A 21,776-nucleotide genomic window follows, 5' to 3' on the forward strand; every position below is an offset into this window, starting at 1 on the left:
GAAGGGGGCAGGCATGACCGATGGGGGTGTCATGACGGGGGAGACCGGCGACAAGCGGCGGGTGCTGGAGGTGCTGTGGACCATTCCCGGTTTCGAAGCGACGCGCGAGGGCGAGTTCGCGCTGGAGCGCCAGGGCGGGCTCACCAACCTGGTCTACAAAGTGGACTTCGGCGGCGGGCGTCAGTTCATCCTGCGCATTCCGGGCAAAGGCACCGAGGACTACATCGACCGGGAGGTCGAGCTGCACAATGCCCGCGTGGCGGCCGAGGCCGGCGTTTCCGCCGAGGTGATCTACGGCGACGCGGCGAGCGGCGTCATGATGACCCGCTTCATCGCCGGCATCGTCACCATGTCGCCGGAGCAATTCGCAACGCGGAAGGGTTCGCCGGCGCGCGCCGCGCGGGCATTGAAGCAGATGCACGGCTGCGGCAAGGAATTCCGCTTCCGCTTCGAGCTCTTTGCCATGATCGACGACTATCTCAACCTTCTCGACAAGGCCAAGGCCGAACTGCCGGAAGGCTATCACGCCGTGGTCGAGGCGGCGCAGCCGGTGCGCGCGGCGCTGGACGCCCATCCCGCCGCGCTGGCGCCTTGCCACTGCGATCCGCTGTGCGAGAACTTCCTCGACGACGGCGAGACGATGTGGATCGTCGACTGGGAGTATTCCGGCATGAACGATCCTCTGTGGGACCTCGGCGACCTCTCGGTGGAGGCCGCTTTCGACGCAGCGCAGGACCGCGAGATGATGGAGGCCTACTGTGGCGGCGCGCCGACGGCCGCCGAGACGGGCCGCATGGTCATCTACAAGGCCCTGTGCGACCTGCTGTGGACGCTCTGGGGCCTCATCCAGCATGCCAACGGCAATCCGGCCGACGACTTCTGGGCCTATGCGGTGAACCGCTTCGAACGCTGCAAGGCCCTGATGCAAGACCCGGCTTTCGCGGGGCACGTGGCGGCGGTGAAGGCGGGGTAGCGGAGCACTGCCTTCTGTGGGGCATGCTCAAGCATCGCCAATCTCTCTACTGTCACCCTCGGGCTTGACCCGAGGGTCCATGGCACTGCGGGGTGCCCTGCTTCTGCCATGGATCCTCGCCACAAGTGCGAGGATGACGGTGGAGAAAGTGGCAGCGCTTGTGCGCCCCTTGCAGCAGATACTTCCGCCTAGGCTTTGTTCCTCGGCGCATATCCCCAGACCGAGGCCGGCGGCAGGTTGCGCAGGGTGCGTGCGAGGCGCTCGCCCGCCAGTCCCAATTCCCGCCGCGGCAATGGTGATGTCTGACGGTGGGTGTAGGCGAGGAAGCGCCGGCCCGGCGGCATCAGCGCGAACATCTCGTCGATCAGCGCGCGCTGCTGCGGGCGCGGCAGCAATGAGATGGGAATGCCGCAGATCACCGTGCCGACCTTGCCGACGATGGCCGGCGGCAGATGCTTGGTGAGTTTGGCCGCGTCGCATTCCAGCACGGTGATATCCGCGAATTCCTCGCGCAGCACCGCCAGCAGTTCGGCATCGACGTCGACAGCGATGAGCCGCTCGGGCGGCACGCCGGCCGCAAGCAGCGCGCGGGTGATGGCGCCGGTGCCGCAGCCGAGTTCGACGACATACTCGTCCTTGCCACGGCGCACCTGCTGGGCGACCGCCCGGCTCAGGGCCTGGGACGAAGGCGTGAGCGAGGCGAGCCGCGCCGGATGCTTCAGGAAGCGGCGGAAGTAGAGCCAGCCCTCGGTCGGCGGTCGCGCTGAAATCCTGTCTATGAGCTTATCCTGATCGAAAGGCATGGCACCAGTATGCCGCAGAGGGCGCGAGGGAACACGGAGTTTTCACCGGCGCCCGAAGGCACCCAACTGTCAACCCGCAAGGGTCTCCAACAGTTCCTTGTGGAGCTCCGCGCTGGCGCTGGCGGCCACACGGCCGTCGGACCTCAGCGTCAGCGCCTCACCCTGCCAGTCGGTGATGACGCCGCCGGCACCCTCGACCACCGGCACCACCGGCAGGTAGTCGTAGGGCTGCAGGTTGTAGTCGACCACCGCGTCGATCTGGCCGGAGGCGAGCTGGGCATAGGGATAGCAGTCGTAGGTCAGACGCTGGTAGGCCCCGGTCTGCATCAGCCGCTGGAACACAGCGGGATGGTCGGCCATGAGCCCATTGGCCTCGTTGATGCAGAGGAAAGCCTTTTTCAACGGCACGCCTTTGCGGCAGGCGATCGGCGTGCCGTCGCGGTCGCTGCCCCCGCCCGCCGCGCCACCGTAGCATTCGCCCAGCGCCGGCATGCGGATGATCCCGGCGACCGGCTCGCCCGCTCTTAGCACGGCAATGAGCATGCCGAAGAGCGGCGAGCCGGAGATGAAGGACTTGGTACCGTCGATGGGGTCGATGACCCAGACGATGTCGCGCTCCAGGCCTTGGCTGCCGTACTCCTCGCCCAGGATGCCGTGGTCCGGAAAGCGCGCGGCGATGGCGGCGCGCAGGGCGGCCTCGGTCTCGCGGTCGGCGATGGTCACCGGACTCTCGTCGGCTTTCTGCTCCACGGCAAAGCCGCTCCGGAAGTAGCGCAGTGGCTTGTCGAGCGCCGCGGCGGAGACGTCGCGGGCGGCCTGCAGAAGGTCGGCGGCGGAAAGGGCACTCATCGGGGAAGGCATCTGTCGGAACGGTCTTTTGAAGAGGAACTCAGCGGGGTTGTTTCTCCGCCACCACGATCTTGACCCCCGCCTCGCCGAGGAAGCCAGCGATGTCGGGCGGCGGCGCCGCGTCGGTCACCAGGGTATCGATGACGCCGGGCTTTTCGACGCGCACCGGCGCGCGGCGGCCGAATTTTGTGGCGTCGGCAGCCACGATGGAGCGCTCGGCGTGCTGGATGATCTCGCGCGAGAATTCCGCCTCCTGCAGGTCGAACAGCATGAAGCCGGCCTCGGCGTCGATGGCGGCGGCCGAGAGGATGGCGTACTGCACCGAGAACTGGCGCACGAAGGCGATCGCCTCGCGCCCGAAGGCACCGGCGTCGTGAGCGCGCAGCTCGCCGCCGGCCATGAAGACGCGGTTGTTGTTGCGGGTCGCCAGCATCTGGGCGGCGGCGACGGAATTGGTCACCACGAAAAGATCGTGATGACCGCGCAGCGCACGGGCGACGTAGGCGGTGGTCGAGCCGATGTCGAGGATCAGCGAGTCGCCGTTCTTGATCATGCGCGCCAGCTGCGCGGCGATCAGACGTTTGGCGTCCGGGTTCTCGTCCATGCGCTGGGCAAAGGGCGCTTCCTGCACTGCATCGGGTAGGTAGACGCCGCCGTGCACCTTGCGCACCAGGCCACGCCCGGCGAGCTTCTTCACGTTGCGCCGGATGGTTTCCTCGGAAACCTCCAGGCGGCGGGCGAGGTCCTGGATACGGCAGGAGCCGGAGACCTTCAGCTCGTCGAGAATTTCCATTTCGCGGTGCGTCGAATGCATGAGGCTGACCATCCCCTGGGCCAGGAATTGGGAAGCGCCACGGCGGTATCGGATCGGCCCCCGTGGCAGCGCTGCCAGTATTCTCAATCCCCGGCGGAGCGGCAACTGCAAAAACCCGTCAAACCCACAAAACCACATATCCAACGTTGACAGATGTGGGTTATCGGCTGGACAATACCGCCGCTTCCTGGCCGCGGGCCGGCCGGGGCAGGGGTCTATTGAGGCAAAAGATAAAGAATCGGAACGGGAAGGACGGAAGCATGCGGACAGAAATGACGAGGCTGCCCGGCGCCGGGGTTTTGCTGGTCGCCGGTATGGCTCTCGCGGTCGGCCTGGGTGCCGCCGGCGCGGCGCAGGCCGAGGTGGAATCGAAGGATCCCATCAAACTGACCCTGCACGACTGGACGGGCCAGCTGATCACCACGAAGATCATGGGCTCAGTGCTGCAGAAGGCCGGCTACAACGTCGAGTACGTGCAGGCCGACTACATCGCCCAGTTCGCCGGGCTGAAGACCGGCGACCTGCACGTCGCCATGGAAATGTGGGAGACCACAGGGCGCGAGGCGATGGACGAGGCGACCGCCACCGGCAACGTCGAGAACCTCGGCGAGACCGGCATGCAGGCGATCGAGGAGTGGTGGTACCCCTCCTACATGAAAGAGCAGTGCCCGGGCCTGCCGAACTGGGAGGCGCTGAACGACTGCGCCGAGGCCTTCTCCACCGCCGAGACGGCGCCCAAGGGCCGCTACCTTGGCGGCCCCGTCACCTGGGGCGGCTTCGACGACGAGCGCGTCGAGGCTCTGGAACTGGACTACGAGGTGGTGCACGCCGGCACCGATGCCGCGCTCTTTGCGGAACTGGAATCGGCCTACCAGCGCAAGGCGCCGATCCTGCTGTGGGTCTACGCGCCGCACTGGGCGCCGATCAAGTACGAGGGCGAGTGGGTCGAGTTCCCCAAGTACACCGCCGAGTGCTACGGCGATCCGTCGTGGGGCAGCAATCCCGACATGGCCTATGACTGCGGCAAGCCGCGCGGGCCGATCTGGAAGGTGTCCTGGGCCGGCGTGAAGGACAAGTGGCCGGGCGCCTACGAGGCCATCAAGGCCTTCAAGGTCTCCAACGAGGAAATGGGCGCCATGGTCGCCGCCGTCGATCTGGACGGCAAGGACCTGGACGCGGTGGTCGCTGACTGGGTCGCCAAGAACGAGTCGACCTGGAGCCAGTGGATCGCCAACTAAGCCGTTTCCGCAGCTGGCGGCCGGGACTGCCGCCCGGGACCTCGGTCCGGGCAGTTCCGGCCGCCGTTTCTCATGATCGGGTCCGTTCGTCCGTTGAGTTGGGCCGCCGGGTATCTCATGGTTCCCCGGACTAGGGGAACTTCGAGGGTGTGATGCAGCAAAGACCGGTCAAGCTGGCATGCCGCGGCGTGTGGAAGCTGTTCGGCGAGGGGGCGGAGCGCTTCCTGGCCCAGCAGCGGGAAACGCCCGGCTTGGCGGCGATCCAAGCCGCCGGCCTGGTCGGCGCCGTGCGCGACGCCAACATCGAGGTCCGCCAGGGCGAAATCTTCGTCATCATGGGACTGTCCGGTTCGGGCAAGTCGACCCTGGTGCGCTGCCTCTCGCGGCTCATCGAGCCGACGGCGGGCCAGATTCTCTTCGAGGGGCGGGATCTCTTGCGCGCCAGCGAGCGCGAGATGATCCAGATCCGCCGCCACAAGATGGGCATGGTGTTCCAGCATTTCGCCCTGCTGCCGCACCTCAGCGTGCTGCAGAACGTCGCCTTTCCTCTGGAAGTCCAGGGCGTCGCCCGGGAGCGGCGCGAGGCGCGTGCGCGCGATATCATCGAGTTGGTCGGCCTGAAAGGCCGCGAGTCCTACTATCCGCGCGAGCTGTCCGGCGGCCAGCAGCAGCGCGTCGGTATCGCCCGCTCGCTGGCGGTGGAGCCGGAGATCTGGTTTCTCGACGAGCCGTTCTCCGCGCTCGACCCTCTGATCCGTCGCGAGATGCAGGACGAGTTCCTGCGCCTGCAGTCGATGCTGCAGAAAACCATCGTCTTCATCACCCACGACTTCGACGAGGCGATTCGTCTGGCCGACCGCATCGCCATCATGAAGGACGGCGCGGTCATCCAGGTCGACACGCCCGAGCAGCTGGTGCTGGCGCCGGCGGACGCCTACGTCGCCGAGTTCACCCGCCACATTCCGCGCGCCAAGGTGCTGACCGTCGGCGCGGTCATGCAGCCCGGCGCTCCGAGGGGGGAGGTGGCCGGACAGGTCCGTGTGGGTGAGCGCATCGAGGCGGTCGCCGACCGCGTCGAAGCGGCGGACAGACCTTTTGCCGTCACCGATGCCGGCGGCGATGTCATCGGCAGCCTCGACCGCCGCGCCGTCATCGACACCCTGATCGGCCGCGATCGTTCAAGCGGGGAGCGCCGGCGATGACCGCGCGCGCGCCGAAGCTCGGTACCCTGGCGCTGTCGCCGGTCGCCGTCACCTGGCTGTTCCTCGGCCTCGCGACGGTGGTGTTGGCCAACACCAGCGGTACGCTCACCAAGGCGCTCGACGCCCGCTGGCTGTTGAAGGTGCCGAGCGAGCTGCGCATTTCCATGAAGACCGACATCTCCGCCTTCATGAAATGGCTGGTCGAGGACGCCAGCTTCGGCCTCTTCAGTTTCACCGACCTGACGCGCGGCATCGCCTGGCTGCTGCAGCAGCCCTACGAGTTGGCCAAGGCGCTTCTGGTCTCCGGCTTCGTGCAGGGTCTCGGCGACGAGGCGGTGCAATGGCTGCCGCCGCTCTCGTGGATCGCCGTCATCTTCGTGGTCGCCGCCATCGGCCACTACGCCAGGAGCATCGGCCTCGCCGTCTTCGTCGGCCTCTGCTTTCTCTATCTGGCGGTCTTCGGCCAGTGGGACAGTGCCATGGTGACGCTGGCCTCCATCCTCATCGCCGTGCCGCTGGGCGTCGGCGGCGGGCTGCTCCTCGGCATCGCCGGCTACCGCTGGCGCTGGTTCGACCGCATCCTGACGCCGGTGCTGGACCTCATGCAGACGGTACCGGTCTTCGCCTACCTGGTGCCGATCCTCTTTCTCTTCGGCTTTGGCCCAGTCTCGGCCCTGGTCGCCACCATCATCTACGCCATGCCGCCGATGGTGCGCATCACCACGCTGGCGCTGCGCGGCGTGCCCTCGGAGGTCCGCGAGTTCGGCACCATGGTCGGCTGCACGCCGCGCCAGATGACCTGGCGCGTCATGGTGCCCTCGGCCATGCCGGGGCTCATGGTCGGTGTGAACCAGGTCATCATGCTGTCGCTGAACATGGTGATCATCGCCTCGATGATCGGCGCCGGCGGTCTCGGCTACGACGTGCTGACCTCGCTGCGCCGCCTCGACATCGGCGGCGGGCTGGAGGCCGGCGCCGCCATCGTCGTGCTGGCCATTGCCCTCGACCGCCTGAGCCAGGCCTTCGTCGGCCGCCCGCCGCCCGAGCATAGTGCTGAGAGGCGCTCCTTCGTAAAGCGCCATCCCTATAGTCTGGTGGCGCTGGCGGTGATTGTCGTGACCGGCCTCCTGGGCCTCGCACTGCCCTTCATCCAGAGCTATCCGGCGGCGGCTGAGATCACCACCGGCGCGTTCTGGGAGCGCCTGGTCAAGACCATCAACGTGAACTACTTCGACGCGCTGGACGCGGTGAAGACCTTCATGCTGCTGAACCTGCTGGTGCCGGTGAAGCGCTTCCTGCTGGGCGTGCCCTGGCCGTGGTTCATGCTGCTGCTGGTGGTCGCAGGCTGGCATCTCGGCCGCTGGAAGCTGGCGCTGCTCTGCTTCGCGCTTTCCGCCTTCATCCTGGTGAACGGGCTGTGGGAAGACGCCATGGTGACGATCTACCTCTGCGGCGTCTCCGTGCTGATCGCCGCGGCCATCGGGATTCCGCTCGGCATCCTGGCGGCGCAGAACGAGCGCGGCGGGCGGGTCATCGGCGGCTTCATCGACACCCTGCAGACCCTGCCCAGCTTCGTCTACCTGATCCCCGTCGTCATGCTGTTCCGCGTCGGCGATTTCTCGGCGATGATCGCCGTGGTGCTCTATGCCCTGGCGCCGGCCGTGCGCTACACCGCCCACGGCATTCGCGCCATCGATCCGCAGCTTATCGAGGCGGGCACGGTGTCCGGCTGCACCCGCTGGCAGCTGCTGTGGCGCATCAAGCTGCCGCTGGCGCTGCCGGAGATCATGCTGGGCATCAACCAGACCATCATGCTGGCGCTTTCCATGCTGGTGATCACCGCCCTGGTCGGCACCCGCGACCTGGGCCAGGAGGTCTATATCGCCCTGACCAAGGCCGATACCGGGCGCGGCATCGTCGCCGGCGTCTCGGTCGCCTGCATCGCCATCATCGCCGACCGCCTGATCGCCGCCGGCGCCCAGCGCGCCCGCGCGCGCCTCGGCCTCGCCCCCGCCGGAGGCCACTGACATGAGCGATCCGCGCGAGAAGGTCATCGGTCTCGATCTGTGGCACGGGAAGGTCGACCCCGAGCCTTTGTCGGGCGGCATCACCAACGTGAACTTCCTGGTCGAAGACGCGGGACGGAAATACGTGGTGCGGGTCGGCGACGACATTCCGATCCACCAGGTGATGCGCTTCAACGAGCTGGCGGCCAGCCGCGCGGCGGCCGCCGCCGGCATCTCGCCCCGGGTGGTGCACAGTGAGCCGGGCGTGCTGGTGATCGACTACATCGCCGGCAGGACCCTGGCGGCGGAGGACCTGCAGCAGCAGGCGACGCTGGCGAAGGCCTTGCCGCTGGTTGCCAAGGTGCACCGAGAGCTGCCGAAGTTCCTGCGCGGGCCGGCGCTGGCGTTCTGGGTGTTCCACGTCATCCGCGACTACGGGTGGACCCTGAAGGAAGGCAACAGCGCGCACCTGAGCCTGCTGCCGGCATTGCTGGTCCTGGCACAGAAGCTGGAGGAAGCGGTCGGCGAGGTGACGATGGTTTTCGGCCATAACGACCTCTTGCCGGCGAACTTCCTCGATGATGGGGCGCGGCTGTGGCTCATCGACTGGGACTACGCCGGCTTCAACTCGCCCTTGTTCGACCTCGGCGGGCTGGCCTCCAACAACGGGCTTTCTGGCGAACAGGAAGACTGGATGCTGGAGACCTACTTCGAGCGTCCCGCCGACGACGCGCTGCGCCGCCGCTACCAGGCGATGAAGTGCGCCTCGCTTTTGCGCGAGACCATGTGGTCCATGGTCTCCGAGATTCATTCCGATATCGAATTCGATTATGCGGCCTACACCGCCGAGAACCTCGCCCGGTTTCAGGCCGCGGTTAAAGACTTTCAGCAGAGCTGAGCATATAGAGGACATAGATGGCAGAGTTCCCTACCACGGCAAAGGCGGTCGTCATCGGCGGCGGCATTGTCGGCTGTTCGACCGCCTATCACCTGGGCAAGCTCGGCTGGACCGACACGGTCCTCATCGAGCGCCACAAGCTGACCTCCGGCACCACCTTCCATGCTGCCGGCCTGGTCGGCCAGCTGCGCTCCAACGCCAATATCACCCAGCTGCTCGGCAACTCGGTGAAGCTCTACGATACCCTGGAAGCGGATACCGGGCTCGCCACCGGCTGGAAGATGAACGGCGGCCTCCGGCTGGCGTGCAATGAAGAGCGTTGGCTCGAAGTGAAGCGCCAGGCCACCACGGCGCACTCCTTCGGCCTGGAGATGCACCTGCTGACGCCGCAGGAGGCGCAGGATCTCTGGCCGCTCATGCAGGTCGACGATGTCGTCGGCGCTGCCTTCCTGCCGACCGACGGCCAGGCCAATCCCGCCGATATCACCCAGGCGCTGGCAAAGGGCGCGCGCCAGGCCGGCGTGAAGATCTTCGAGGACACCGCCGTCCTCTCCATCGAGATTGAGGACGGCAAGGTGAAGGCGGTGGTGACCGACAAGGGTCGCATCGACTGCGCGGTCGTCGTGTGCTGCGCCGGGCAGTGGTCGCGCAGCCTCGCCGCCAGCGTCGGGGTGAACGTGCCGCTGGTCTCGGTCGAGCACCAGTACATGGTGACCGAGCCCATCGAAGGCGTGCCCTCCAAGCTGCCGACCCTGCGCGATCCCGACCGCCTGACCTACTACAAAGAGGAGGTCGGCGGCCTGGTGATGGGCGGCTACGAGCCGAACCCGATCGCCTGGGCGGTCGACGGCATTCCCGCCGGTTTCCACTACTCGCTCTTGGATTCCAACTTCGACCACTTCGAGCAGCTGATGGAGCTGGCCTTGGGCCGCGTGCCGGCGCTGGAAACCGCGGGCGTGCGCGAGCTGATCAACGGGCCGGAGAGCTTCACGCCGGACGGCAACTTCATCCTCGGCGAGGCGCCGGAGCTGAAGAACTTCTACGTCGGCGCCGGCTTCAACGCCTTCGGCATCGCCGCCGGCGGCGGCGCGGGGCAGGCGCTGGCCGAATGGGTCCACGCCGGCGAGCCGCCCTACGACCTCTGGCCGGTCGACATCCGGCGCTTCGGGCGGCCGCACTTCGACACCGACTGGGTGCGCACCCGCACCCTGGAGGCCTATGGCAAGCACTACACCATCGCCTGGCCGTCGGAGGAGCACGACAGCGGGCGGCCCTGCCGCCGCTCGCCGCTCTATTCCCTTCTGAAGGAGCAGGGCGCCTGCTTCGGCGAGAAGCTGGGCTGGGAGCGGCCCAACTGGTACGCCGACAAGACGAAGGGCGAGGAGGCCAGGGACCGTTACAGCTTCGGGCGGCCGAACTGGTTTGAGCCTGTAGGCCGCGAGCACAAGGCGGCGCGCGAGGCGGCGGTGCTCTTCGATCAGTCGAGCTTCGCCAAGTTCGTCTTGAAGGGCCCCGACGCCGAGGACGCGCTGTCGTGGATCTGCGCCAACAACGTCGCCAAGCCGGTCGGCTCGCTGACCTACACCCAGATGCTGAACGACAAGGGCGGCATCGAGTGCGACCTGACGGTCGCCCGCACGGCGCACGACGAATTCTACATCGTCACCGGGACCGGCTTCGCCACCCACGACTTCGACTGGATCAAGCGCAACATCCCGCAGGGCATGAACGCGCAGCTCTTCGACGTCACCTCGGCCAATGCCGTGCTGTCGCTCATGGGCCCGAAGGCGCGCGACATCCTCGCGGCCGTCACCCGTGACGACGTGAGCAACGAGGCCTTCAAGTTCGGCACGGCGAAGCGCATCGGCATCGCCGGCTGTCCGGTGCTGGCCCTGCGCGTCACCTATGTCGGCGAACTGGGCTGGGAGCTGCACCTGCCGACGGAGTACGCCGTGAACGTCTACGAGGCGCTGATGGCGGCGGGCAGGGAGCAGGGCCTCGTCAACGCCGGCTACCGCGCCATTGAGACGCTGCGCCTGGAAAAGGGCTACCGCGCCTGGGGCGCCGACATCGGCCCCGACCACACGCCGGTGGAGGCCGGGCTCGGCTGGGCGGTGAAGTTGAAGAAGAACATCGACTTCAAGGGCCGCGCCGCCATCGAGGCGCAGGTCTCCGGCGGGGTGAAGAAGATGCTGGCCTGCTTCACCGTGGACGATCCGGAAATCGTGCTGCTGGGCCGCGAGACCATCTATCGCGACGGCCAGCGTGTCGGCTGGCTGACCTCCGCCGGCTATGGCCACACGGTGGGCAAGCCGATCGGCTACGGCTACGTGCGCAACCCGGCGGGCGTCGACGAGGCGTTCCTCGCCGCCGGCCGCTACGAGCTGGAAGTCGCCGCCGAGCGGGTGCCCTGCAGCCTCCACACCCAGGCGCTCTACGATCCGGAAATGGCGCGGGTGAAGGCCTGAGCTGAGTTGGGAATGCGAAGGAAGCTTGGCGCAATTCTGCTGGGCGAGGAGAGGTAGCGTGACTGGCCAAGAAGTGATCGTCATCGGCAACGACTTTATCAAAGAGGACCAGGCGGCGACGATCGTCACAGTTGCCGAGGACGGGAAGACAGCGCTCCTCCTCTTGGACGAGCCGTTGGAGCATGCGGGCAAGACCTACCGCCACGTCGTCGCGTCGCCGAGGCTTGTCAAAGACGACTTTTGCACGCTGGCGTCAGCAGGTAGATTGGGGTGCAATGTCACCTGGATACCGAACGAGCAGTACGATCCAAGCAGACCGATGGATCTGAGATGGTGGCGGGGAGATGCAGCCGCCATCACTGACCTGCAAATCAGGTAGTCCGTTCAAAGCGGGCATTCATCTTTCGCTCGTAAGGCTTCAGTCGCACTCTTCACGGGGACTTGTTTCATGCGATTTCTCGCTGCGGTTCTTTGTTTGAGGATTTTCCTCACCGCCGCCGCCGCCGCCGCGCAGCCTACCGACTGGCTGCGCCGTGACGTGGCCTATTCGGCGACGCGCAACCTATATTTCGAGGATGGCGGCGTGCTCAGCGGACCGGTGTGGTACGACGGCGGCAAGGAGCGCTTCGAGATGATCCTACAGGACCAGCCGCAGGTCTTCATCCGGCGCGAGGACGAAGGGCGTCTCTATATGATGATGCCGCAGTTGGGCATGGCCATGGTAGTGAAGCCCGGCAGCCGCAAGGCCATGCCTAGCGCGCGCGACTACGCCAACCTTCAGCCGGAGGAGATCGGCCGAGAGACCGTGGCCGGAGAGGCGGCGACGAAGTACCGCGTGATGGTGGAAGGCAGGACCATCTTCATTTGGGCGACGGAAGATGGCATTCCGCTGCGCATGGAAGACGAGAGCGCTGAAGCCCGCTTCGTCATCGAGCTGACGGATTTGAAGCGTGGCCCCCAGCCAGGAGAACTCTTCGAAGTGCCCGCCGGCGTACAGAACATGCCCATTTCGGGTCAATAAGGGCGGGACTATGACCACAACAGCAGACATTCTCTTCATCGGCGGCGGCATGGCCGGTATCGGCGCAGCTGCCCGGGTTTCTCCCGACGCCTCCGTGATCGTCCTGGAGGCGGAGGACGCCCCCGGGCGCCATTCGACCGGGCGCTCGGCGGCGATCTTCATCGGCAACTACGGCAACGAGACCGTGCGCGCCGCCAATGCCGCCAGCCAGAGCGAGTTCGCCGATCCGCCTGGGGATCTCGCCGAGTCATCGCTGCTAACGCCGCGCGGCGAGCTGCTGATCGCCACCGCCGAGGAGGAGGCGCGCTTCGAGGCGCACATGGCGGCGGCCAGCAGCACGGATGAGATATCTCCCGATGAGGCGGTGCGCCTGTTTCCCATTCTTAAGCGCGAGCGCATCGTGCGCGCCTGCTACGACAACACGGCGGAGGACATCGACGTTGACCGCCTGCTGCAGGGTTATCTGCGCCTGCTGCGCCGCAACGGCGGCACGCTGGCGACCGATGCCCGCGTGGAGGAGATCACGCGGGCCGGTGGTGTATGGAGGCTCAGCACGCCGGCCGGCGACTTCGAGGCGCCGGTGGTGGTGAACGCGGCGGGCGCCTGGGCCGATGCCACGGCGGAACTGGCGGGGCTGCGGCGCCTCGGCCTGCAGCCGCTGCGTCGTTCCGCGGCCATCCTGCCGGCCCCGGAGGACCGCGACGTCACCCGCTGGCCGGCGGTCTGCTCCATGTCGGAAACCTGGTACGCCAAGCCCGAGGCGGGCAAGCTGATGGTCTCGCCGGCCGACGAGGACCCCGTCGATCCGCACGACGCCTGGCCCGACGACATGGTGCTGGCCGAAGGCCTCGACCGCTACGAGCAGGCGGTGACCGTGCCGGTGACGCGGGTCGAGCGGAGTTGGGCCGGCTTGCGCACCTTCGCGCCCGACCGCACGCCGGTGGTCGGCTTCGACCCGGCTGCCGAGGGCTTCTTCTGGCTGGCGGGGCAGGGCGGCTATGGCATCCAGACCGCGCCGGCGCTGTCGCGCCTCGCCGCCGCGCTGCTCACCGGCAACAGCGGCGAGGCCGTTCTGCCGATGCGCGCGGTAACCGCCCTGGCGCCGAACCGGCTGCGCGGCGCGGGATAACGGGGCGCCTAGCGCCCCAAGATGAGCAGCAGGATGGCGGCGAGGATAAGCGCGACGCCGAACAGCTCCAGGCGGGTCGTGCGTTCCTTGAACCACACCACCGAGGCGATGAAGGTGAAGACCAGCTCGATCTGGCCGACCGCGCGCACGTAGGCGGCGTTCTCCAGAGTGAAGGCGGTGAACCAGCCGACCGAGGCGAGAAAGCCGGTGACCCCGACTGCCAGCGATGGCTTCCAATGGCGCAGGATCGCGCTCATCTGGCCGGGCTCGCGCAGCAGCAGGTAGCCGCCCATGATCACCGTCTGCATGACCAGGGCAACGGCGAGGGCGAAGGCGGCGCGTATGATGACCGCGCCGTCGGGCAGCGCCAGCGCGGCGCCGCGGAAGAACACCACCGAGGCGCCGAGGCAGGCGCCGCACAAGAGGCCGATCATCGTCGTGCGCTCAAGCAGCCCGGTCGCCAGCGCCTTCCAGGTGACGTTCTGGTTCGCGGCGACCGAGAGCGCCAGGATGCCGACCATGCCGAGGGCGATGGCGAAGATGCCGACGATGCTGATGGTGTCGCCCAGGAGGATCAGACCCAGCAGCGCCACCTGGATGATCTCCGTCTTGGAATAGACGGTGCCGACCGCGAAGTTGCGAAAGGAGAAGAGGTAGACGAGCAGGAAGGTGAAGGCGATCTGGCTCACCCCGCCGAGCAGGCAGTAGAGCAGAAACAGCGCGTTCGCCTGTGGCAGCGGATAGCCGCCGACCCCGTGCACACCGGCCAGGTAGATCAGCGCGAAGGGGCAGGCATAGAAGAAGCGCACGTAGCTGGCGCCGCCGGTCGAGAGGCGTCCCTTCAAGTGCTTCTGCAGCGCCGAGCGCAGGTTCTGCATGAAGGCGGCGAAGACGGTGATGGGGATCCAGAGCTCGATCACGAAGAAGGGTTCCTTGGGGACGTGGCGGCCGATTTTTTTTGAAGTCATTGCCGGGCTTGACCCGGCAATCCATTTCGACGCCCGCAGGATGCTGCGGGCGGAGGAATGGACCCTCGGATCGAGCCCGAGGGTGACGGTTTATGGTTGGGGTGACCGTCCTGCGACAGACAAGGGAACTCCCGTCGCGGCTGGCGTCAGATCTTCCCCGCTTCCTCCAGCACCTTGCGGGCGACGCGGAAGCACTCCATCGCCTGGGGTACGCCGCAGTAGATGCCGATGACGTGGCAGGCGGCGCGGATCTCCTCGGCGCTGCAGCCGTTGGTGAGGGCGCCGCGGCAGTGGGTTTCCCACTCGTGCATCTTGCCCAGGGCGCCGATCATCGCGAGGTTCATCAGGCTGCGGGTCTTGGGGTCGATGGCCGGGTCGCCCCAGCCGAAGCCCCAGCACCACTCGGTCATCGCCTCCTGGAAGGGGCGGCTGAAGTCGTCCGCCTGGTCCAGCACCTTGCTGACGTAGGCGTCGCCCAGGGTCGCCTTGCGCTGCTTGAGGCCGAGTTCGAAACGCTCTTTGTCCACGGATGGTCTCCCCTTGTTCGATCTTCTGCCGCCGCCGGTGGCCGGCTCATGGCCCGGCTTCATTGACGGGGCCTGATTGTAGGGACCTGGGCCCTTCGGTCGAGGCCGAATTCGCCGTCCTAAGACCCTGCGGCCACGCGCTTTTATATTGCAAATGAGAGTCACTCGCATTATCAAGGGTGCCAGTGGGGCGCCCCCGAAAGGGAGCTTCGCCGTCGCGGCAGCGCCGCGGCAGGCGAGAAGGGCATACCGGCCTTCCCGGCCGGCGCCGGCCCCCTATTGCACGGGGCAAGAAGTCATCTTGATGAGCGCCAAGTCGCAGGGAGCAGCAGGAGAGGGCGGACGTCCGGCCAGGGCCGCGCTACGCCGACTGTTGAGTCGCGACCTGCTCGCCGATGCCCAGGAGGTCATCATCGTCCACGAGGGCGACGAGTACCGCCTGCGCTGCACCAGCAAGGGGAAACTGATCCTCACGAAGTAGGCGCGGTCGCCGGGGCCGCCAGAGCCCCGGCGGTGCCGCGCATCCTTGAACATCCGAAGAGTCCCAGCCAGCCACCCAATGCTTGCGTTATCGGCAGCCAGCCCGGACGACCTTGAAGAGCCCCGCAAGGGGGCATGGGGGAGTTTGCATGGTTGGTCGACATTCATTTTGGGGCACGAGTCTCACCGTCATCGCGCTGCTGTCCGGCGGTGCCGCACAGGGGCAGGCCGTGGTTGAAGGGAGCGAGCCGGCGCTGAGCGCCGAGGCCGCAGGGCAACTGGCGCAAGAAGCCGCGCCGGAGGCGGAAGAAAGTGGGGTCGAGGCGACACAGCTCGACACTATCTCGGTGACGGCGACGCGCAATCCGATCAAGGCCTTCGAGTATCCGGGCATGGTCACGGTGATCGGTCCGCAACAGCTTGAGACCCTGCAACCTTCGTCGCCGGACGACATCCTGCGCTTCGTCCCGGGTGTGGAATTCTCCGGCGGCCCGCGGCGCACCGGCGAGGTGCCGAGCATCCGCGGCTTCTCCGGCCCCGACGTCGTCGTCCTCTTCGACGGCGCGCGGCAGAACTACAACTCCGGCCATGATGGCCGCTTCTTCATCGATCCCAGCGTGCTGAAATCGGTTGAGGTGCTGCGCGGCTCGGCGTCCTCGCTCTATGGCAGCGGCGGCACCGGCGGCGTCATCGAGTTCCGCACCATCGATGCCGGCGACATTCTGGCCCCCGGCGAAACCGTCGGCACCAAGGTGTCAACGGGCTACCAGACCGCGAACCGCGAAACCTACGGCAGCTTCACCGGCGTCGCCACGCCCGTCCAAGGGCTCGACCTGGTGGCCAACATCGCCAAGCGCGATTCCGGCTCCATCGAGCTGGGCGACGGCAGCGAGCTGGACAACAGCGACGACGACATCCTCTCCGGGCTCGGCAAGGCCAGCTACACGTTCGCCGAGCACCACACGATCGAAGGCTCCTTCCTGACCTTCCGCAACGATGCGGAGGAGCCGAGCAACGGCCAGGGTCTGGGCAGCGACGATATTGTCGACAAGGAAATCCGTTCCGACACCTACCGGCTCGCCTACAGCTACCAGAACCCCGCCGACAACCTGCTCGGGATCGAAGCGGTGGCCTACTACACGGATATGCAGGTCGACGAGTTGCGCCTCGACGACCTCGGCGCCGGGCCGCTCGGCGAGAAACTGAAGCGCGACGTCGACACCATAGGATTCCGGCTCGACAACCGCTCGCGGGCGATGCTGACCGACGATATCGGCGCGACCTTCACCTACGGCGGCGAGTTCAATCGCGATGAGCAGAACGGCGCCTCGGCCAGCGGCGACCGCGAGGGCGTGCCGGACGCCACCACCACCTTCTTCGGCCTCTTCGCCCAGGGCGAGTTCGCCATTGCCGAGCCCTTCGGCGTGCTGCCTGGGGACGTGCTGATCATTCCCGGCGTGCGCTTCGACTCCTACCGCTCGTCCAGCGATCTCGCCGACAGCAACGAGGACCAGGCGGTTTCGCCGCGCATCGGCGTGAGCTACCTGCCGGCCGAGTGGTTCAACGTCTTCGCCAGCTACGGCCACGCTTTCCGGGCGCCCCATGTCGACGAGCTCTACATGAGCGGCACGCACTTCGAGATCCCGCTTGGGCCTGGCAACACGGTGGTGAACCGCTTCGTCGCCAACCCTGACCTGAAGCCGCAGCGGACCCAGACCGTCGAGTTCGGCGCCGGCATGAGCTTCAAGGATGTCTTCGAGGACCGCGACAAGCTGGAGTTCAAGGCTTCCCACTTCATGATCTGGGGCAAGGACTTCATCGATCTTTCCGTCGAGCAGCGGGAAGACTTCTTCGTCGGCTGTATCCCCGCCCTCGGCCAGTGCGACGGCACGACGACCTCCACCAACGTCCCCAAGGCCAAGCTGTGGGGTGACGAGATCGAGGCCTACTACGACGGCCCGCGCTTCATCGCCTCGGCGGGCTATTCGCGGATCGACGGCGAGGACCGCGATACCGGCGAGAAGCTGGGCGTGCTGACGCCCGACCGCTTCACCTTCATGGGCGGTGTCAAGGTTCCCGAGATCGACTCTCTCTTCGGCTTTCGCAGTACCTTCGCCGCGAAGTTCGACAAAGTGGACGACGAGTCTGAGGAGCGCGACGCCTACGACGTGCACGACATCTTTTTCGCCTGGCAACCGAGCGAAGGTCTGTTGAGAGGCCTGCGCGTCGACCTCGGCGTCGACAACCTTTTCGACGAGAACTACGACCGCGTCTTCGTCGGCGTACCGGAGCAGGGCATCAATTTCAAGGGACTGGTCAGCTACTCCCTCACGTGGTGAGGCAAAGGCAGCGGCCGTATCAGGAGAAAGTACGCATGGATATGAGTGAACACCGCCCGGCCGGCGAAGAACTGATGCAGCGCTTCGCGGTGCTGAAGGAGGCGGAGCCGGGCCTGCGCGCCCGCGACGCCGCCGCGCGGCTCGGCGTTTCGGAAGCCGAGCTGGTCGCCGCGCGCTGCGGCGCGGGCGTGCGCCGTCTCGACGGGCCCTGGCCGGATCTGCTGAGGGAGTTGCCCGGGCTGGGCACAGTGATGGTGCTGACCCGTAACGAAAGCGCCGTGCACGAGAAGGTCGGCGCCTTCGACAAGGTCTCCGCCTTTCAGAACATGGGGCTGGTGCTGAACCGCGACGTCGATCTGCGCCTCTTCTTCAGCCACTGGCACTTCGGCTTCGCGGTGGCGGAGGAGGCACACGGGGCCGTCCGCCATAGTCTGCAGTTCTTCGACATCGATGGTCTCGCCGTCCACAAGGTCTACCTGCGCGAGGAAAGCGACGCGGCGGCATATGAGAAGCTCGTCGCCAGGCATCTCCACGCCGACCAGGCGCCGGCGATCAAGGTGGCGGCCAAGACGCCGCCGCCGGGCGACCGCCCCGACGACCTGATCGACCGCGGTGCCCTGCGCGATCGCTGGCAGGCGCTGCAGGACGTCCACGATTTCCGCGCGATGCTGGTTGACCTCGGCGTCGGGCGGCTGCAGGCCTTTCGGCTGGTCGGTGAAGACCTCGCCTACCGCGTTGATTCCGGCAGCTTCCGCCTGGGCTTGGAACAGGCGGCCGAGAGCGGGCTCTCGATCATGATTTTCGTCGGCAGCCCCGGCGTGGTGCAGATTCATACCGGCCCGGTGAAGAAGCTGAAGCAGGTCGGTCCGTGGTTCAACGTGCTCGACCCCGGCTTCAATCTCCATCTGCGCGACGACCACATCGCCGAGACCTGGGTGGTGCGCAAGCCGACCCGCGACGGCATCGTCACCTCGCTGGAGATCTATGACGGTGACGGCGGGCAGATCGCCTGGATGTTCGGCGAGCGTCACGAGGGTCAGGCCGAGCTGGCTGAGTGGCGTGCGCTGATCGACTCGTTTCAGCCCGAGGGAGTTGCAGTGCAATGACCCGGGTGCTCCTGGCCGTCGCCGCCGTTGCCGCGGCGCTTGTTTTCGGTGTCGGCGCTGCCCAGGCGGAGACGCTGGTCGACGCCACCGGCAAGCAGGTGACCGTTACCGCCAACCAGCGCATTGTCGCGGTCGGTGGTGCGGTGACTGAGATCGTCTACGCCCTCGGGCAAGAGGATCGCTTGCTCGCGGTGGACACGACCAGCCTCTATCCGGCGGCGGCCACGGAGCTTCCCAACGTCGGTTACATGCGCCAGCTCTCGGCCGAGCCGATCCTGGCGCTCGGCCCGGACCTTGTGCTGGCGATCGAGGACGCCGGACCGCCGGCGGCGCTGGACCAGCTGCGCGACGCCGGCGTGCCGGTGGTGGTGGTCCCCGACGACTACACGCCCGAAGGGGTGCTGGAGAAAATCGACATGGTGGCGGCGGCGCTGGGCGTCGAAGAGGCGGGACGGGCGCTGCGCGACAAGGTAGGCGCTGAACTGGCCGCCGTGCGTGAGGCCTTCGCCGAGGTGACCGAGCGCCCCCGCGTTTTGTTCCTCCTGAGCATCGGCAAGAGCCGTACGCCGGTCGCCGCCGGGCGCAAGACTGCGGCGGAGGGGATCATCGCGCTGGCCGGCGGCACCAATGCCATCGACGGCTTCGAGAGCTACAAGCCGCTGTCGCCGGAAGCCGCCGTCGCCGCGGCGCCGGAGGTCTTGCTGATCGGCGGGCGCTCGCTCGACCTGCTCGGCGGCATGGAGGGGCTGCTGTCGGTGCCGGAGATTTCGCTCACGCCGGCGGCCAAGAACCAACGCGTGGTGGTCATGGATACCCTGCTGCTGCTCGGCTTCGGTCCGCGCACCGCGGAAGCCGCCGCCGAACTCGGCAAGCAGCTGCATCCGTCGGTGGCCGTGCCGGCGGTCCCCCAATAGGCGGCCGATGAGTTCCGTGGCACTGGACGTTTCCCGCTTCGCACAGGCCCGGCAGCGCCGCGGCCTGCTGGCGCTGTCGCTCTTCGGCGCCGCCTTTGCCGCTGCTTTTCTGCTGGCGGTCGGCTATGGCGCCGTTGCCATCGGTCCCGGGCAGTCCCTTGCCATTCTCGCCGCGCAGATCGGCGTCGAACTGCCCTGGCCGTTTACCGCCCAGCAGGAAGCCGTGCTGCTCGCCATCCGGTTGCCGCGCGCCCTCATCGGTGTCCTGGTCGGCGCCGCCCTGGCGATCTCCGGCGCGGCGCTGCAGGGCCTGTTCCGCAATCCTCTGGCCGACCCCGCTCTGATCGGCGTCTCGACCGGTGCGGCGCTGGCCGCCGCCGCGGTGATCGTGCTGGGCGGCAGCCTGGTGATGGTCACGGCCGTCGTACCGCTGTCCCTGCTGCTGCCCCTGGCGGCTTTCTGTGGCGGCCTTGCGACGACGCTGATCGTCTACCACATCGCCAGCCGAGATGGGCGCACCGACGTCGCCATCATGCTGCTGGCCGGTGTCGCGATGAACGCGATAACCGCTGCCGGGGTCGGCCTGATGGTCTTCATGAGCGACGACCAGCAGCTGCGCGACCTGAACTTCTGGCTGCTGGGCAGCCTGGGCGGCGCCACCTGGGACAGCCTTGGCGCCGGGGCGCCCTTCCTCGTCATCGGCGCGCTGGCCCTGCTGCTCTTTGCCCGACCGCTGAACGCGCTGCTGCTGGGCGAGAGCGAGGCGGGACACCTGGGTTTTAGGGTCGAGCGCACCAAGCGCGCCATCGTGGTGCTCGCGGCGCTGGTGACCGGGGCGGCGGTGGCGCTGACCGGCGTCATCAGCTTCGTCGGCCTGGTGGTGCCCCACGTGGTGCGTCTGCTGGCCGGGCCGGACCACCGCCTGCTGCTGCCGTGTTGCATGATGTTCGGCGCCACACTGCTGCTGATCGCCGATCTCTTCGCGCGCACCGTGGTGCTGCCGGCGGAACTACCGATCAGCATCCTCATGGCCTGCATCGGCGGGCCGTTCTTCATCTGGCTGCTGCTGCGCCGGCGGCGGGGCGGCGGCTGGTGATGCTGCGCGCCGACGACATCCACGTGCGCTTCGGCGCCGCCGAGGTGCTGCGCGGGCCGTCGCTGGCCGTGGCGCCCGGCGAGGTGGTGGCAGTGCTGGGGCCCAACGGCGCCGGCAAGTCGACCCTGCTGGCGGTCCTCGCCGGCACCCTCCGGCCGCAGCAGGGGGAAGCGGCGCTGGAGGGGCGCGCGCTTGCCGACTGGCCGCCGCGGGCCCTGGCACTTCGCCGCGCCGTGCTGCCGCAGCATTCTGAACTCGCCTTCGGCTTTCCGGTGCTGGAGGTGGTGCTGCTCGGCCGCTCGCCCCATGCCGGGGCGTCGTCGCGAGCAGACGATCTCGCCATCGCCGTGGCCTGTCTTGCCGAGGCGGAGGTGAGCCACCTGGCCCACCGTCTCTACACCACGCTCTCCGGCGGCGAGCGCCAGCGGGTGCAGCTGGCCCGCGTGCTGGCGCAGATCGACTTTGCGCAGACCGACGGCGGCGACCGGCCCCGCTACCTGCTGCTCGACGAGCCGACCTCCAGCCTCGACCTCGCGCACCAGCACGCGACCTTGAAGACCGCCCGGCGCGCCGCCCAGCGTGGCATCGGCGTCCTGGCGATCCTGCACGACCTCAATCTCGCGGCGATGTACGCCGACCGCCTGGTGGTGCTGAGCCGCGGCAGCCTCGCCGCCGAGGGCACGCCGGTAGACGTGCTCACCGAAGATCTGGTGCGCGGGACCTTCGATCTGCCGGTCCACATCACCCGCCACCCCACCCGGGGCTGCCCACAGGTGGTGCCGGTCTGACTCCATATCCCTCTCCCGCAAGGGGAGAGGGGCAAAACGCAGTCGGCCCGCCCCTATGGCGGAAGCCGGCCGGACGCGGTATATCCTTCTGGGTTCGGGGGCAGGGCTCCGGGCTACAACCACAAGGTGCCGTGAAGGGGCGGCAGGCCCCAAGCAC

At 67.4% G+C, this 21,776-nt stretch carries 20 protein-coding genes; 15 read left to right on the forward strand and 5 right to left on the reverse strand.

Annotated elements, in window-relative coordinates:
- Window positions 1–13 precede the first annotated feature (13 nt).
- Window positions 14–973, forward strand: coding sequence for a choline/ethanolamine kinase family protein (locus WDC82_RS21825; RefSeq protein ID WP_340119529.1), 960 nt, complete (start codon window positions 14–16; stop codon window positions 971–973).
- Window positions 974–1,161: 188 nt separating this feature from the next.
- Here the strand turns inward: WDC82_RS21825 and WDC82_RS21830 are convergent, their stop codons facing one another.
- From WDC82_RS21830 to WDC82_RS21840, 3 genes are all read right to left on the reverse strand, one after another.
- Window positions 1,162–1,776: a methyltransferase domain-containing protein gene (locus WDC82_RS21830; protein ID WP_340119530.1), complete on the reverse strand. Its 615-nt coding sequence runs from the start codon at window positions 1,774–1,776 to the stop codon at window positions 1,162–1,164.
- 69 nt (window positions 1,777–1,845) lie between these two features.
- Complete coding sequence (locus WDC82_RS21835; RefSeq protein ID WP_340119531.1) at window positions 1,846–2,625, reverse strand: inositol monophosphatase family protein; 780 nt, start codon at window positions 2,623–2,625, stop codon at window positions 1,846–1,848.
- 40 nt (window positions 2,626–2,665) lie between these two features.
- Window positions 2,666–3,439: a DeoR/GlpR family DNA-binding transcription regulator gene (locus tag WDC82_RS21840; RefSeq protein WP_340119532.1), complete on the reverse strand. Its 774-nt coding sequence runs from the start codon at window positions 3,437–3,439 to the stop codon at window positions 2,666–2,668.
- 272 nt (window positions 3,440–3,711) lie between these two features.
- On the opposite strand from WDC82_RS21840, the gene WDC82_RS21845 reads away from it, so the two are divergent.
- The 8 genes from WDC82_RS21845 to WDC82_RS21880 all read left to right on the forward strand — a co-directional run bounded on the left by WDC82_RS21845 (window position 3,712) and on the right by WDC82_RS21880 (window position 13,401).
- Window positions 3,712–4,677: an ABC transporter substrate-binding protein gene (locus tag WDC82_RS21845; protein ID WP_340119533.1), complete on the forward strand. Its 966-nt coding sequence runs from the start codon at window positions 3,712–3,714 to the stop codon at window positions 4,675–4,677.
- 152 nt (window positions 4,678–4,829) lie between these two features.
- Window positions 4,830–5,879 carry a betaine/proline/choline family ABC transporter ATP-binding protein gene (locus tag WDC82_RS21850; protein ID WP_340119534.1) on the forward strand — a complete coding sequence of 350 codons (1,050 nt, stop codon included), beginning with the start codon at window positions 4,830–4,832 and terminating at the stop codon, window positions 5,877–5,879.
- On the forward strand, window positions 5,876–7,906 hold the full coding sequence (locus tag WDC82_RS21855; RefSeq protein WP_340119535.1) for an ABC transporter permease subunit: 2,031 nt from the start codon (window positions 5,876–5,878) through the stop codon (window positions 7,904–7,906). Before WDC82_RS21850 ends, WDC82_RS21855 begins: the two co-directional genes overlap by 4 nt.
- Window position 7,907: 1 nt before the next feature.
- Window positions 7,908–8,783 carry a choline/ethanolamine kinase family protein gene (locus tag WDC82_RS21860; RefSeq protein ID WP_340119536.1) on the forward strand — a complete coding sequence of 292 codons (876 nt, stop codon included), beginning with the start codon at window positions 7,908–7,910 and terminating at the stop codon, window positions 8,781–8,783.
- A gap of 17 nt (window positions 8,784–8,800) precedes the next feature.
- Entirely contained in the window at window positions 8,801–11,251 is a 2,451-nt protein-coding gene (locus WDC82_RS21865) for an FAD-dependent oxidoreductase (RefSeq protein ID WP_340119537.1), read from the forward strand.
- 58 nt (window positions 11,252–11,309) lie between these two features.
- A complete protein-coding gene (locus tag WDC82_RS21870) occupies window positions 11,310–11,630 on the forward strand; it encodes a hypothetical protein (RefSeq protein ID WP_340119538.1) in 321 nt (106 codons plus the stop codon).
- 69 nt (window positions 11,631–11,699) lie between these two features.
- Window positions 11,700–12,272 carry a hypothetical protein gene (locus WDC82_RS21875; RefSeq protein ID WP_340119539.1) on the forward strand — a complete coding sequence of 191 codons (573 nt, stop codon included), beginning with the start codon at window positions 11,700–11,702 and terminating at the stop codon, window positions 12,270–12,272.
- Between the two features lie 10 nt (window positions 12,273–12,282).
- Window positions 12,283–13,401 (forward strand): FAD-binding oxidoreductase, encoded by a 1,119-nt coding sequence (locus WDC82_RS21880; protein ID WP_340119540.1) that lies wholly within the window; start codon window positions 12,283–12,285, stop codon window positions 13,399–13,401.
- 8 nt (window positions 13,402–13,409) lie between these two features.
- On the opposite strand, the gene WDC82_RS21885 is transcribed toward WDC82_RS21880, so the two are convergent.
- Window positions 13,410–14,369 carry an EamA family transporter gene (locus WDC82_RS21885; protein ID WP_340119541.1) on the reverse strand — a complete coding sequence of 320 codons (960 nt, stop codon included), beginning with the start codon at window positions 14,367–14,369 and terminating at the stop codon, window positions 13,410–13,412.
- A 146-nt stretch (window positions 14,370–14,515) separates the two neighbouring features.
- Window positions 14,516–14,896: a carboxymuconolactone decarboxylase family protein gene (locus WDC82_RS21890; protein WP_340119542.1), complete on the reverse strand. Its 381-nt coding sequence runs from the start codon at window positions 14,894–14,896 to the stop codon at window positions 14,516–14,518.
- A 373-nt stretch (window positions 14,897–15,269) separates the two neighbouring features.
- On the opposite strand from WDC82_RS21890, the gene hemP reads away from it, so the two are divergent.
- From hemP to WDC82_RS21920, 6 genes are all read left to right on the forward strand, one after another.
- The gene (gene hemP / locus WDC82_RS21895; RefSeq protein ID WP_370661573.1) at window positions 15,270–15,377 is read left to right on the forward strand and encodes a hemin uptake protein HemP; all 108 of its coding nucleotides are present in this window, start codon (window positions 15,270–15,272) and stop codon (window positions 15,375–15,377) included.
- A 148-nt stretch (window positions 15,378–15,525) separates the two neighbouring features.
- Window positions 15,526–17,715: a TonB-dependent receptor domain-containing protein gene (locus WDC82_RS21900; RefSeq protein WP_340119543.1), complete on the forward strand. Its 2,190-nt coding sequence runs from the start codon at window positions 15,526–15,528 to the stop codon at window positions 17,713–17,715.
- Between the two features lie 35 nt (window positions 17,716–17,750).
- On the forward strand, window positions 17,751–18,821 hold the full coding sequence (locus WDC82_RS21905) for a ChuX/HutX family heme-like substrate-binding protein (protein ID WP_340119544.1): 1,071 nt from the start codon (window positions 17,751–17,753) through the stop codon (window positions 18,819–18,821).
- Window positions 18,818–19,735: an ABC transporter substrate-binding protein gene (locus WDC82_RS21910; protein ID WP_340119545.1), complete on the forward strand. Its 918-nt coding sequence runs from the start codon at window positions 18,818–18,820 to the stop codon at window positions 19,733–19,735. The genes WDC82_RS21905 and WDC82_RS21910 overlap by 4 nt, the downstream gene beginning before the upstream one ends.
- A 7-nt stretch (window positions 19,736–19,742) precedes the next feature.
- Window positions 19,743–20,831, forward strand: a complete 1,089-nt coding sequence (locus WDC82_RS21915) for an iron ABC transporter permease (RefSeq protein ID WP_340119546.1) — start codon at window positions 19,743–19,745, stop codon at window positions 20,829–20,831.
- Window positions 20,831–21,619 (forward strand): heme ABC transporter ATP-binding protein, encoded by a 789-nt coding sequence (locus tag WDC82_RS21920; protein WP_340119547.1) that lies wholly within the window; start codon window positions 20,831–20,833, stop codon window positions 21,617–21,619. The genes WDC82_RS21915 and WDC82_RS21920 overlap by 1 nt, the downstream gene beginning before the upstream one ends.
- The last annotated feature ends 157 nt before the right edge of the window (window positions 21,620–21,776 follow it).

The organism is Pelagibius sp. 7325 (genome assembly GCF_037652055.1).
Lineage (GTDB): Bacteria > Pseudomonadota > Alphaproteobacteria > Kiloniellales > Kiloniellaceae > Pelagibius.